The following is a 13334-nucleotide window of genomic DNA, read 5'->3' as shown; positions in this document are numbered from 1 at the left end:
TTACCTCTCTTTAAAGTTTGGCTTTCTTTTTTCTAAAAAAGCCCTAATTCCCTCTTGATAATCATCACTAAAACAGCATTGCTGCGCTAGGTCTTCTTCATCATCCAAGATAGACCAAGTGCTTTGGACATTTTTTTTGGCAGCTTTTAAAGAAAGAGGTGCATTTTGGTCCAAAATAGTTATTAAATTGGCAGCTTTAATCGGCAGGTCTGACTGGGCAACTACCTGATTTACCAGCCCCCATTGCAACGCCGTATCAGCAGTTAGCGTTTCTCCAGTAAAAAGTATTTGCATTGCCCGAGCCGGACCCAGAAGACGTACCAAACGCTAACTATTATTTTGAGTAATGCCAATGCCTCTTTTTGCAGCCGGAATGACTAAACGGCAGTCATCGGATGCTATTCTAAGGTCACAAGCAAGAGCTAACTCTAGCCGTCCCCCTAACACATATCCTTCTAACACTGCAACTACTGGAATAGTAATTTTTTCAATAGCCATTACAGCCTTCTCCACTATATTATGCAGCGCAATAATGTTTTCAGGGCGCGAGTCACACACGTCTGCCCCCGACGAAAAATTACCCCCTTCTCCTTTAATTGTTACGACCCTAATTTTATTCAAACTAAATAACTTTTCACAATTATTAACGATATCTATCCACATCGAAGCACTTATCGCGTTCTTTCTTTCCGAATTTGTTATATGCATTTTAGCTACTGTACCTTCTATTTGTAGTCGCACATGGTCCCTCATATAGTTCGATCACCTCCTTAATTAACACAATAGGTTCAAATGCCAATCAGTCGTTTATTCTATGCTTTGTAATTCAGATAACCGAGCATAACCACTTTCACCCCCTCTGTTCTGCAAAAGGCTAGTAATATGTAATAATCTTATGAATATTGTAAATATTACACCAGCGTTTTTTCTCTCGTCACACTCTAGTTAAAGCTTTTGGCCCTGTATACTTATCGCAACATGTGCAATTTGTATACATACACTGTTTCTTAATTTTCTGACTAATTTCATGCGTGTTATCTCTGAAATTTTAAACTAAAACAAGGATAATTATTAGCGATAGAGAAACTATTACCTAAAGACTGCCGAAAAACTGCTCTATAAATTGAGGTGAGAATCGAGGTGGTTTCTTTGTTATTAGACGTGTTTAAACAAAATGAAATGAATCATGATGCTAAGATTATGGTGGGCATATTGGACAGCATAGAAGAGTGTGTCTTGATTATTAATTGTAACTTAAAAATCGTTTACGTAAACCCGGCCTATGCCAAAATCCTTAAGGTGCCTCGCAACAGGGTAATCGGGCGCAGCCTGAAAGAAATTGAGCCAGCAGCAAGAATTATTGATGTTATTCGCACGGGAGAACCAATTATCAATGACCCTTCCCACATTAAATCACTAAAACTGGATGTAGTCGCCAACATGACCCCATTGTATTATGATGATAGTTTGATTGGAGCGGTAGCTATCTTCCGCAACGTGACAGAAATCAAAAAACTTAATGAAGAAATATTTAACCTCCAGGAACTGACTCGTTCACTGCAAAAACAACCATTTGCCAGTGAATTAGAAGACCCATTCAACAAAATTATCGGCAACAGCAAATGCCTGCAGGAAATCTTGATAATTGCCAATAAATCGGCAAAGACCAATGCTAATATATTAATCAGAGGCGAAAGCGGTGTTGGCAAAGAGGTACTGGCGCAAGCAATACACGATGCCAGCAAGCGGTCGGAAAAGCCCGTCATTAAGGTTAATTGCGCCGCCATCCCCACCGAATTACTGGAAAGTGAATTATTTGGTTATGAGGAAGGGGCGTTTACAGGCGCCAAAAAAGGCGGCAAAAAAGGGAAATTTGAACTGGCAGACGGCGGCACCCTTTTCCTGGACGAAATCGGTGATATGAGCCCGTCCATGCAGGCAAAAGTGCTGAGAGCAATCCAGTTTAAAAAATTTGAAAGAGTTGGTGGGAACAATTCTAGATTTTCCGATATCCGCATCATTACCGCCACCAATCGAAACCTGGAAAAAATGATGGAAGCAGGCACCTTCCGGGAGGATTTGTATTTTCGCATTAATGTTATTTCCCTCGACCTGCCACCGTTGCGGAAACGTCGTGGTGACATCCCCTCATTAATTACCATGTTTCTAAAACAGTTAAATAGTGATAAAACTCTTTCCGCCGAGGCATTAGAACAGATGATGTCTTACAGTTGGCCGGGCAACATCCGGGAGCTTCAGAATGCTATCGAACACACCAACATTATTTCCACCAACAACATCATTCAACTTGAAGATTTGCCCAAGTACGTTAAGGATGCAAAAACTTCAAATTATAACTTATCTGAGAAAAACCTTAACCTTTCAAATCTGATTCAAGACGTAGAAAAAAAGGCCATTATTACGGCCCTTCAGATTACGGGAAATAACAGAACCAAAGCAATGAGTCTGCTGGGAATTTCGAGAAGAAGTTTCTATGAAAAATTAAACAAATACAACCTTTAGCATACCCTAATGGGATGAGTACTCCAGCCGTAACTGCTGGATACGCGGCTGCCCTGTACTACCCCGTAGTTACGCTGCCCACCCCAGGAAACTGTCTGCTTAGTTCCCACCCGGACAACAGGTACCCGACTCCTCATAACCTTTTCATTGACTACAGCGATTGCATCTTCCAGGCCGTTAAAGCAAGGCACTACCATAAATGACGCGCTTTCCCCCATTCTAACCGGGTTTAACCAACTATCTTCTGCCGGCTATAAAGATTATCATCTCTCAGCGACTCCGTCTCAAAAGGTACTGGTTCAACAACGGTGTTTTCCATTAATATCACTATGTCAAACCTGGGATCAAAATGCTTAACCACCAGCCTATCACCGGGGAAAATCCCTTCCGGGTTTAATTCAGGATTCAGCATTTCAATTTCTTAAACAATCAAATCGTAACGTTGGGCGATCACCCACAGGTTGTCTCCCTTTTCTCCCTCGATAACCTCAGCTTCCCTGTCCTTTTCAAAGATTATCTCACTTGCCTCGGCGATGTCTATCAACTGAGACGGCGCCATCAGTGCCTGCTCCGCCTTTACATCCTGCTTAAAGTCCACCTACTTAATTTCGGCACTTTCATCAATACCCGCCAGATACTGCAGCTTGTACTCGGATATTATCGCATGCAGCCTGTCCTTATCCTCGCTGTTAACCGGCAAATATGGTCTCTCCATCGGCAACAAACCGGTAGGCCTCAACAACATAGATGTATTTCTTTCAGCACAACCTTGTTGACGTTCTTTTCAAACATATTTTTATCCAGCCGTGACTGCTGAAGGTCCACCCGTTCCAACTCCTGCACGGGGTAACCCACCTATTTACTGACCAAATCTCGATATTTCTCCAGCGCAACCTGAAATGCGGCCTCATCCTTGATCTGGGCCACACCACCACTGCGTCATAAGCCTGCATCGCTCGTTGGTACCAAAACAATGATGCTATTAAGGACAGCCCCAGTACGGCAAACAATATGGGGCGATTGCCCAGAAACCTTCTTGCCACTCACTTCAACTCCTTTGCTTTCACACTATATTTCGTGGCCTCTGTTGTCCAGAAAAATCCCATTTATTGGTAATGAAAAGAAATTGCACCTCGAACGGCGCGCTGCAGCTCAGTAAGCTTAGTTGAATTTGCACCTCCCCAGAACTTATACTTTCTCCTGGGTATAAAAAAAAGCACTTACATGTTAGAAACACATAAGTGCTGGAACGGTATTAATTATATCTCAACATTTTCCTTAATCCAGGCAACAATATCATCAGTAGATGTTCCTGGAGTGAATAATGCATCCGCATCTTTAGCTGCTAATAATTGTTTTAAATCGTCCTCGGGAATAGTTCCCCCACCGACAATCTTGATATTGCCACAATCATTCTCATTTAACAACTTACGAATTTTAGGAAACATCGTCATATGGGCCCCGGATAAAATACTAAGACCCACCACGTCAACATCCTCCTGAATGGCTGCAGCTACAACCTTTTCAGCCGTTTGATGCAAGCCGGTATAAATTACTTCCATGCCTCCATCCCTCAGAGCTCTTGCAACCACTTTCACACCTCGATCATGGCCATCCAGCCCGGGCTTCGCCATTAGTACCCTAATTTTTCTGGTCATCTTTTTCCCCTCCTAGAATCTAGGCTGTTCTTTATATTCGCCAAAGACGGTTTTAAGCACCTGGACTATTTCGCCTAAGGTAGCATAAGCCTTAACAGCGTCAACAATTAACGGAATTAGGTTTTCGCGTGAAGAAGCAGCCCTTTCAATAGCTTTTAAGCTATTATCCACCAAGTCATTATTTCTTGTCTTGCGCAACTCAGCCAATTTTTGCTGCTGTCTAGATTCTACAGCCGGATCAATTTTTAATATCTCAATTTCAATCACTTCATCCGGGTCTACAAATTCATTAACACCTACAAAAATGCGTTCTTTACGTTCAATGGCTTTCTGGTAAGCAAAAGCAGCGTCGGCAATTTCTTGCTGGAAAAATCCTTTATCAATCGCCCTCAATACTCCACCGTGTTCTTCAATTTCTTCGAAGTATTTTTCTGCCTGCGCCTCCATCTCATTGGTCAGACTTTCGACAAAATATGACCCCGCTAATGGATCAATAGTATTGCTAACACCGGTTTCATGAGCCATTATTTGTTGAGTACGTAATGCAATCTGAACAGATTTTTCAGTGGGCAATGCTAACACTTCATCCATAGAGTTGGTATGCAGAGACTGAGTGCCCCCCAATACCGCTGCCAAACCTTCAAAAGCCGTCCGTACTATATTATTTTCTGGTTGTTGGCCGGTTAGTGAACAACCAGCAGTTTGAGTGTGAAAGCGTAGCAGCCACGACCGAGAGTCTTTTGCTCCATACTTTTCCTTCATCCGCCGGGCCCATATTCTTCTAGCCGCACGATATTTGGCTATTTCCTCAAAGAAATCCATATGAGAATTAAAGAAAAAGGATAGTCGCGGTGCAAAGTCATCTACATTTAACCCTGCTTCAATACCAGCTTCCACATAGGCAAAACCGTCAGCCAAGGTGAAGGCCAATTCCTGAGCTGCCGTCGAACCTGCCTCCCTAATGTGATAACCACTGATACTAACGGTGTTCCATTGTGGAACATTGTTGCAGGCATATTCAAAGATATCTGTGATGATCCGCATGGAAGGGTGCGGCGGAAATATCCAAGAATTTTGGGCGATGTATTCTTTTAAAATATCATTTTGAATCGTCCCTCTCAATTTTTCCGAACTAACACCTTGTTTCTCCGCAGTGGCAATATACATCGCCCATAAGATAGCTGCAGGTCCATTAATCGTCATCGATGTACTGACTTTATCCAAAGGAATACCATCAAAAAGCACTTCCATATCCGCCAAGGAATCAATGGCCACTCCACACCGGCCAACTTCCCCTTCAGAATATGGGTGATCGGAATCATAGCCCATCAAAGTTGGCATGTCGAAAGCAACACTTAGACCTGTTTGGCCTTTCGATAAAAGAAATTTGTAACGCTGGTTAGATTCTTGGGCACTGCCAAAACCAGCAAATTGCCGCATAGTCCATAAACGACCCCTGTGCATGTTTGACTGCACACCTCTAGTATATGGGTATTCTCCTGGAAAGCCCAAATCTCTTTCGTAATCAAGATTTTCTACATCTGCAGGGGTATATAACTCTTTAATCGGCTGCTCTGACACTGTTACAAACTCAGCCGAACGTTCCTTTGATTGAGAGTATTTCTCTTTATACCAGCGGTCATATTCCTGCTGTATCTTTTTATTCGCCATTTCCTCTGTCCCCCCTGTTAATATTCAATGCCCTCGCGGGCTTCTACACCACTTTGATAATGATGCCTATGCTCATCAATGACGCTTACCAAATCAGCCCGTTTAAGCAGTGCTGGCGGCGCATAACGCCCAGTAATGATTAAGTCAAGTATCTTAGGTTTAGTATTTAACAGTTCTTCGACCTGTTCCCAGAATACCAATCCAAAACCTAATGCGACATTTAGTTCGTCCAATATAATTAATTGATACTCACCTGACTGAATTACTTCATTAGCTCTCAAAAGCCCCCGTTGGGCCCAATCAATATCTATCTGCTCAGGTTGTTTTGGATGAACAAATTCATCTCTGCCCCACTGTTCCATAGTAAAACCGGTAAGTTTTTTTGACATAATTACTTCCCCGTAATTGGGGCTTCCCTTCATAAATTGAAGCATAAAAACTCTTTTACCATGTCCCAATGACCTTATTGCTTGACCCAAAGCAGCTGTAGTTTTTCCTTTTCCGTTTCCGGTATAAACCATCAGTAAACCTTTTTGCATCTCCTAGCACCTACTTTAATATATTTGCAGCAATAACAACTCTTTGAACTTCACTGGTACCTTCATAAATTTCGGTAATTTTAGCGTCCCGCATCATTCGTTCTACAGGATATTCTCTTGTGTAACCATAACCTCCAAATACTTGAACCGCTTTTGTAGTCACTTCCATGGCTGTCTCAGAAGCGAACAGTTTCGCCATAGCTGCGGCGGTGCTGTAAGGCTGACCATTATCTTTCATGTAAGCTGCATTATAAACCAACAATCGAGCTGCTTCGATATTCGTAGCCATATCCGAAAGTATAAATTGTATCGCCTGAAATTTGCTAATCGGTTGGTTAAACTGCACTCGTTCCTTACTATAGTTTACTGCCTGTTCTAATGCTCCTTGAGCGATACCCACTGCCTGCGCCGCAATACCAATTCGTCCACCATCCAATGTAGCCAACGCAATCTTAAACCCTTGACCAATCTCACCAAGCAAGTTCTCTTTTGGTACCCTGCAATCTTCGAAAACCAGTTCCATGGTGGTTGAAGCTCGAATACCAAGTTTTTTTTCCTTTTTGCCAAAGCTAAAGCCTGGGGTTCCTTTTTCAACTATAAAAGCGCTGATGCCTCGATGACCTTTCGCTTTATCCGTCATTGCTGTGACTACGTAAATTTCTGCCTCGCCCCCGTTGGTAATAAATATCTTAGAACCGTTCAGTACCCAACTGTCCCCGTCCAATACAGCAGTTGTCTTGGTAGAGCTGGCATCGGAACCTGCCGCAGGTTCCGTCAAGCCAAAGGCACCAAGTTTATCACCAGTTGCCAGGGGCATCAAATATTTTCTCTTTTGTTCCTCTGTACCATAGGCGAAGATTGGCCAACTGCACAATGAAACATGGGCGGAAAGGGTAACACCAGTGGAGGCACATACCCTAGAGAGCTCTTCCACAGCAATCGCATAACTAATATTGTCGGCATCTGCACCACCATACTCTTCAGGAAAGGGAATACCTGAAAGGCCCAGCTCCGCCATCTTATCAAATAAGCTGCGGTCGAACTCTTCATTTTCATCTCGTTCGGCGGCACCGGGAGCAACTTCGTTTTCTGCAAAATCTCTTACCATGTCTCGTAACATTTGTTGTTCGTCAGTTAGTTCAAATTTCATTCGTTGATACCTCCTTGAAATCGTCTTTGAAAAGTCATTGAATTATTGCTTCAACAACTGTCTGGCAATAACAATGCGCTGTATTTGATTAGTGCCCTCGTATATCTGTGTCGCTTTTGCATCCCTTAGGAAACGTTCTACCGGATATTCCTGCATGTATCCGTAGCCCCCAAAAACCTGCACCGCATCTACCGCCACCTTCATAGCAGTATCTGCAGCAAACATTTTCGCCATGGATGCTTGTTTACTATGAGGCATATTGATTTCTTTTAAGTATGCCGCTTGATATACAAGCATTTTGGCTGCTTCAATATTGGTTGCCATATCGGCCAGCATAAACTGAATGGCTTGAAAGTCAGAGATCGTTTGCCCGAATTGTTCGCGCTCACCAGCATAATTCTTTGCGGCATCGCACGCAGCCCTGGCAATACCTACCGCCTGGGCACCAATACCAATTCGTCCTCCATCCAGTAATGACATTGCTATTTGAAAACCCTGCCCCTCTTTTCCAAGCAAATTTCCCTTGGGCACTAAAGCATCCTCGAAAAATATTTGGCAGGTGCTTGAAGAATGCAAACCTAGTTTTTTTTCAGGCGGACCAATTTTTAATCCCACAGTATCTTTTTCCACAATAAAGGCAGAAATTCCTTTTACCCCCATATTTTTATCCGTAACTGCCAGCACGGTATAAACACCGGCATGGCCTGCATTGGTTATAAAAATCTTTGAACCATTCAACCGGTAATGATCTCCTTCAAGTTTTGCTGTCGTTTTAATTTTCGCGGCATCAGAACCAGCATTAGGCTCAGTTAACGCAAAAGCACCGATAATCTCTCCACTGGCTAACCTAGGAATATACTTTTGTTTTTGCTCTGCCGAACCAAAATTCAGGATGGGAAAAGTACCTACAGAAGTGTGTACCGCCAAAATAACACCCAAAGAAGCACTGGCTCGCGATATTTCCTCTATCGCCAAAACATAGGATAAAAAGTCCATAGCTGCGCCGCCATATTCACTGGGAATAGGAATGCCCATCAAATCCAATTCCGCTAATTTAGATATAAGTTGCGTAGGAAATTGCCCTTCATGGTCATGTTCCTGACTCCAGGGTGCAATCTCCTTCTCCGCAAAATTACGTACCATATCGCGCATCATCCGCTGTTCTTCGTTAAGTTGTAGTTTCAAACATTACACCCTTTCATTAATTATTCGTAATTATAAAAGCCTTTTTTGGTCTTTTTCCCCATCCAACCTGCCTGAACATATTGCTTTAGCAGCGGGCATGGGCGATATTTTGAATCGCCGAAGCCATCATGAAGAACATTCATAATGGCCAAACAAGTATCTAAGCCGATTAAATCCGCTAATGCCAATGGACCCATCGGGTGATTTGCCCCTAAACGCATAATCTCATCCACAGCTTCCGGAGTGCCCACACCCTCAAATACGGCATAAATAGCTTCATTTATCATCGGCATTAAGACACGATTGGCCACAAAACCAGGATAATCGTTAACAGTAACTGGAACTTTTCCCATCACTTTACTCAATTCTACAATGCTTTCCGCAACTGCATCGCTGGTGGCTAACCCACGAATAACCTCCACCAATTTCATTACTGGAACCGGATTCATAAAGTGCATGCCGATAAATTTATCAGGGCGATTAGTAAACCCTGCTAATTGTGTAATAGGCAGCGAAGAGGTATTGCTGGCAAAGACCACTTTCGGTGGACATATTTGATCCAGCTGCTGAAACACATTTGCCTTGATATCAAGGTTTTCCACAATTGCTTCAATCACCAAATCGACGTCCGCTGCATCATCCAAAGCCATCGAGGGTCTTACTCTGCTCAGAACCTCTTCGGCTTCTGAACTATCCATTCTGCCTTTGGATACGCTTCGTTGAAGATTGCTTTTAATTGTTGCCAATCCTTTGTTAACAAACTCTTCCTTTAAGTCATTAAGCTTAACCTTTATCCCCGCCTGGGCCGCTACTTGAGCTATTCCCGCTCCCATTTGACCGGCACCTAACACCATAATGCTATTATATTTTGTCATTGTCCCATCCCCCCTAATACACTTCTAATAACATAGCGTCACCTTGGGCACCGCCGCCGCATATTGCAGCTAAACCAATACCGCCGCCGCGCCGTTTTAATTCATATATTAATGTCATAACAATCCTCGCCCCACTGGCACCGATCGGGTGACCAAAAGCAATAGCACCACCGTTAACGTTGACTAACTCAGGATCCCAATTGGTAATCTGACCACTGGTCAGGGCAACTGCAGCAAATGCTTCATTAGCTTCAATTAAATCTACGTCCTTAATTGTCATTCCTAACCTATTTAGTAGCTTATTGCTGGCTAAACCAGGAACCTTCGCAATGTAGGTGGGTTCCTCGGCGACAGTGGTATGACCGATAATTCTGGCTAAAGGTTTTAATCCTAATTCTTGCGCCTTAGCTGTGGACATCACCACGGTACTAGCAGCGCCATCATTAACTCCAGGCGCATTGCCTGCGGTTACTGTACCGTTAGGATCAAAAACCGGCGGCAATTGTGCTAATTTGTCAAGGCTGGTATCACGCCGTGGTGATTCATCCCTGCTGACAATCAACGACTCAGCTTTCTTTTGTGGTACCTCAACCGACACTACTTCTTCAGCAAACTTACCCGCATCCATTGCAGCTATAGCCCTTTGTTGGCTGCGCAGTGCCCATTGATCCTGCTCTTCTCTAGAAATATTACATTCTTTAGCCACCGTACTGCCGTGAACAGCCATATGCACATCGTGAAAAGCGCAGAAAAGGCCGTCGTGAATCATAAGGTCCTTTAGCTTTCCATCCCCCATTCTCTGACCCCAGCGGGCCTTAGGTAGGAAGTATGGGGCATTACTCATGCTTTCCATCCCGCCGGCAACCACAATATCAGCCTCATCAGACCTAATAGACATATCTGCCATGGAAATTGCACGCAAAGATGAAATACAAACTTTGTTAATTGTGTCTGACGGCACCTCCTGCGGCAACCCTGCTTTTATAGAAGCCTGTCGAGATGGTATCTGCCCTGCACCCCCTTGTAAGACCATACCCATAATGACGTTATCCACGTCGTTTGAGCCTGCAAGGTTAGCACGGTTTAATACTTCACGAATAGTAATTGCTCCAAGTTCAACCGCCGATAATGAACTAAGAGCACCGCCGAACTTACCAAAAGGCGTTCGGGCTGCAGCAACGATAACACTTCCTTCATGCTGACTCATTAAACTAACCTCCTTTACAAAGTGGTTTGGTTAAACACAATTTAACCGTAATAATTTAAATATTGCAAAAATTATGCCAGCTGAATCGGGACACCCCCTTGGGTCCATTACCTTGGAAACCATGGGCATTCCGGCAGATACAGCTGGCAATAAAAGTAAATCCTATTGCAGTTTACGTGTATACATTCGTTTACATGTAAACCTTCCTGGACATCATCTGTTTTATCCTTGAGGCAGTATTAGATAATAGACACTAACCATAAATACCACTGTCAAAATTATAGCTATAATACTTCTAAATGTAGAGAATTGCTGGGTTTGGCCAAGCTCTCGGGTGAGATAGCCAATGCCAAGCGCACTACATACAACAACCGCAGCGACTAAAAGATACGCAACTATCGGTAATAATGTTCCGGTTAACAGCAGTAAGCCCCATGGCCAGAAAAACAAAAAGCCGGTTCCGGTTGTGTGGTATAAGCGCCCCACTCGCCCTGGGCCTCCTAACATTCGGGCCATAGCCCAATATACGCCCACAATGCCCAGGCGTGTGATAAAAGCCATTGCAACCCCGCCTACAATAAAAAGCAGCGGTACAAACACCGTGGCCAACCAAGACGATTCAAAGTTAAGCGGAGCTTGAATTTGATTATTAATATAATTCGCGACCCCGTACACAATCCCTGCAATTGTTACGGCAACTTCAGCCACCAATTTACTGCTCTTTATCTGTGCCACATTAATTGGTATCAGTTTATCGATTGTGGTAAATCCGGTCATGTTGTTACCTCCTTACTGCTACAAAGAGAAGAGCAGGATTGCCCTCTGCTTGGGCAACCCACACCCTTATATATTTCCTTCTGACGAAGGGCTATCTTGTTACCAAGGCATAACCGCCCATATTACCAATACACTGCAGATGCTCGCAATAATCAACGCACCGCCATTACTGGCGTACCGACTGTCACTAACCGTATTCCAACCGTGAATTCGCTCCACCAAGCCGTTGTTCTCATCTCGGGGTATACGATTGGCCAAGGATGGAACGCGATTAGTAATATAAGAAACGACAATCAATATCACAAAGCTAAGCGGGGCAGACAGCAGGGCTCCCGAAAGCCCAAGACTATCTGTCAAAGCATCGCCACTAAGCGTAAGACCAGGAACGATATATGGGGAAACGAATAAGTAAGTCAGTCCTGCCACTGTGGCTGCAGCGATGGCCCCATATCGATTTGCTTCCTTCCACCATACTCCCATAATTACCAAAGGTGCGCTTACTGTTCCAGCTAGACCAAAAGCCCATAAAATACTGACCACTAAAAATGCAGGTGGCTGGATGGCCAAGAGAATACTTACAATACCACCGGCAGCAATAGCTCCATATCCTATGCGCATTTTTGTTTCTTCCTGCAAATTAGGCTTAAATGTTGCGATAATATCCTGGGCCACTAAGGCGCCTATGCCCAAAAGGTTTCCATTAAGTGTGGAAAGACCTGCGGCTATTGCACCAGCGATAACCAGTGCCGATACCCATTCTGCATTATAAACTAGGTTGAGGATTATTGTAATTTTATCTGCATCAGTGGGACTAATTACTGTACCGGTAGTTTGAGAAAAATACACCCCGGCAAAACCCATAGTATAGGTAGCAGAAAAGACCAATCCCAGTATCGCAGCGTACCAAACCATTGCCGTTCTAGCGCTTCGTAGGCTCGAAGCGGTAAATACGCGCATAGCCAGATGAGGCAGCCCCACCCCACCCAACGTTAAGCTTGGTATGAGTGCAAAATACCATTTGGCACTATACTTAAGATCAAAGAAATCCGGTGCCACATCTAGCATAGAGGACACCATATCGCCGTAGCCCAACGGCGGGAACCACCAACCACTGCTGCCAAGGGCCTTCATAATTGCACCAAGGGGAATAACAAAGACAATTCCCATAATAACCATCTGCAATGCCGCATTATATGAAGCACCGTACATTCCACCAATGGTAATATAGCCAACAATAATCAAACCGCCTATTGTCAATCCATAGATATACGGAATACCTAGCAATGTTTCGAAAGTCTTTGCTATACCAATCATTTGCCCCAGAGAATACATCAACATTACCAAAATCATCCAAAGCGCAGCAACTACGGCAGCACTGCCACCATAACGTTCTTTAACAAAATGCGCCGGAGTAAAGGCACCCATTCTTCTCAAACTGGTACCAAATAAAATCGTGATCAATGGAATTGCCAGAATGAATTGTATCCACATAAAAACAAATGGTACTTGGAGTTTTAAGATCAATGCTGTTACTCCCAAGAATGTGGCCAAACTCATATAAGTCGATGCCATGCCTAACCCATTTGCCAGCGGCCCAATAGTTCCCCCAGCAATATAAAGGTCACTGGTGGTCTTACTGGCTCGGTTAGAGTACCAACCAATAAAATAAAAAGCAATAAAACTGATTAACAAGAAAACAATACCTATTGTTGTATTCGTTAATTGCCAATTTTGTTCCATTATTTACGC

At 43.6% G+C, this 13334-nt stretch carries 13 protein-coding genes and 1 pseudogene; 1 reads left to right on the top strand and 13 read right to left on the bottom strand.

Going from position 1 to position 13334, the window contains the following annotated elements; genetic code table 11:
- Window positions 1-708, bottom strand: a pseudogene (locus tag MFMK1_RS10705) (enoyl-CoA hydratase/isomerase family protein).
- 432 nt (window positions 709-1140) lie between these two features.
- On the opposite strand from MFMK1_RS10705, the gene MFMK1_RS10700 reads away from it, so the two are divergent.
- Entirely contained in the window at window positions 1141-2523 is a 1383-nt protein-coding gene (locus MFMK1_RS10700) for a sigma-54 interaction domain-containing protein (RefSeq protein ID WP_366921701.1), read from the top strand.
- On the opposite strand, the gene MFMK1_RS10695 is transcribed toward MFMK1_RS10700, so the two are convergent.
- The 12 genes from MFMK1_RS10695 to MFMK1_RS10640 form a co-directional block, all read right to left on the bottom strand.
- Window positions 2520-2720 (bottom strand): hypothetical protein, encoded by a 201-nt coding sequence (locus MFMK1_RS10695; protein WP_366921700.1) that lies wholly within the window; start codon window positions 2718-2720, stop codon window positions 2520-2522. The genes MFMK1_RS10700 and MFMK1_RS10695 overlap by 4 nt on opposite strands.
- A 32-nt stretch (window positions 2721-2752) precedes the next feature.
- Window positions 2753-2935, bottom strand: a complete 183-nt coding sequence (locus MFMK1_RS10690; RefSeq protein ID WP_366921699.1) for a hypothetical protein — start codon at window positions 2933-2935, stop codon at window positions 2753-2755.
- A gap of 9 nt (window positions 2936-2944) precedes the next feature.
- Entirely contained in the window at window positions 2945-3121 is a 177-nt protein-coding gene (locus tag MFMK1_RS10685; protein ID WP_366921698.1) for a hypothetical protein, read from the bottom strand.
- Window positions 3122-3782: 661 nt separating this feature from the next.
- Window positions 3783-4181, bottom strand: a complete 399-nt coding sequence (locus MFMK1_RS10680) for a cobalamin B12-binding domain-containing protein (protein WP_366921697.1) — start codon at window positions 4179-4181, stop codon at window positions 3783-3785.
- 12 nt (window positions 4182-4193) lie between these two features.
- Window positions 4194-5852, bottom strand: coding sequence for an acyl-CoA mutase large subunit family protein (locus MFMK1_RS10675; protein WP_366921696.1), 1659 nt, complete (start codon window positions 5850-5852; stop codon window positions 4194-4196).
- Between the two features lie 17 nt (window positions 5853-5869).
- Window positions 5870-6391, bottom strand: a complete 522-nt coding sequence (locus tag MFMK1_RS10670; protein WP_366921695.1) for a cob(I)yrinic acid a,c-diamide adenosyltransferase — start codon at window positions 6389-6391, stop codon at window positions 5870-5872.
- Window positions 6392-6401: 10 nt separating this feature from the next.
- On the bottom strand, window positions 6402-7541 hold the full coding sequence (locus MFMK1_RS10665; RefSeq protein WP_366921694.1) for an acyl-CoA dehydrogenase: 1140 nt from the start codon (window positions 7539-7541) through the stop codon (window positions 6402-6404).
- 42 nt (window positions 7542-7583) lie between these two features.
- A complete protein-coding gene (locus tag MFMK1_RS10660) occupies window positions 7584-8726 on the bottom strand; it encodes an acyl-CoA dehydrogenase (protein ID WP_366921693.1) in 1143 nt (380 codons plus the stop codon).
- Window positions 8727-8746: 20 nt separating this feature from the next.
- Window positions 8747-9601 carry a 3-hydroxybutyryl-CoA dehydrogenase gene (locus tag MFMK1_RS10655; protein ID WP_366921692.1) on the bottom strand — a complete coding sequence of 285 codons (855 nt, stop codon included), beginning with the start codon at window positions 9599-9601 and terminating at the stop codon, window positions 8747-8749.
- A gap of 13 nt (window positions 9602-9614) precedes the next feature.
- Window positions 9615-10808, bottom strand: coding sequence for an acetyl-CoA C-acetyltransferase (locus MFMK1_RS10650; RefSeq protein ID WP_366921691.1), 1194 nt, complete (start codon window positions 10806-10808; stop codon window positions 9615-9617).
- Between the two features lie 222 nt (window positions 10809-11030).
- The gene (locus MFMK1_RS10645) at window positions 11031-11585 is read right to left on the bottom strand and encodes a hypothetical protein (RefSeq protein ID WP_366921690.1); all 555 of its coding nucleotides are present in this window, start codon (window positions 11583-11585) and stop codon (window positions 11031-11033) included.
- Between the two features lie 99 nt (window positions 11586-11684).
- Window positions 11685-13325 (bottom strand): sodium:solute symporter family transporter, encoded by a 1641-nt coding sequence (locus MFMK1_RS10640; RefSeq protein WP_366921689.1) that lies wholly within the window; start codon window positions 13323-13325, stop codon window positions 11685-11687.
- Window positions 13326-13334: the final 9 nt, after the last annotated feature.

The organism is Metallumcola ferriviriculae (assembly GCF_035573695.1).
In the GTDB taxonomy this organism is placed as follows: domain Bacteria; phylum Bacillota; class JADQBR01; order JADQBR01; family JADQBR01; genus Metallumcola; species Metallumcola ferriviriculae.
Note: the sequence above shows the minus strand (reverse complement) of the source record. Positions and strands in the feature narration are given on the sequence as shown.

What these genes read in the sequence shown, in the direction of transcription:
- MFMK1_RS10690 (WP_366921699.1), bottom strand. Translation starts at nt 2,935, where the DNA reads ATGCTGAATCCTGAATTAAACCCGGAAGGGATTTTCCCCGGTGATAGG.
- MFMK1_RS10695 (WP_366921700.1), bottom strand. Translation starts at nt 2,720, where the DNA reads ATGGTAGTGCCTTGCTTTAACGGCCTGGAAGATGCAATCGCTGTAGTC.
- MFMK1_RS10645 (WP_366921690.1), bottom strand. Translation starts at nt 11,585, where the DNA reads ATGACCGGATTTACCACAATCGATAAACTGATACCAATTAATGTGGCA.
- MFMK1_RS10665 (WP_366921694.1), bottom strand. Translation starts at nt 7,541, where the DNA reads ATGAAATTTGAACTAACTGACGAACAACAAATGTTACGAGACATGGTA.
- MFMK1_RS10655 (WP_366921692.1), bottom strand. Translation starts at nt 9,601, where the DNA reads ATGACAAAATATAATAGCATTATGGTGTTAGGTGCCGGTCAAATGGGA.
- MFMK1_RS10670 (WP_366921695.1), bottom strand. Translation starts at nt 6,391, where the DNA reads ATGCAAAAAGGTTTACTGATGGTTTATACCGGAAACGGAAAAGGAAAA.
- MFMK1_RS10680 (WP_366921697.1), bottom strand. Translation starts at nt 4,181, where the DNA reads ATGACCAGAAAAATTAGGGTACTAATGGCGAAGCCCGGGCTGGATGGC.
- MFMK1_RS10675 (WP_366921696.1), bottom strand. Translation starts at nt 5,852, where the DNA reads ATGGCGAATAAAAAGATACAGCAGGAATATGACCGCTGGTATAAAGAG.
- MFMK1_RS10640 (WP_366921689.1), bottom strand. Translation starts at nt 13,325, where the DNA reads ATGGAACAAAATTGGCAATTAACGAATACAACAATAGGTATTGTTTTC.
- MFMK1_RS10650 (WP_366921691.1), bottom strand. Translation starts at nt 10,808, where the DNA reads ATGAGTCAGCATGAAGGAAGTGTTATCGTTGCTGCAGCCCGAACGCCT.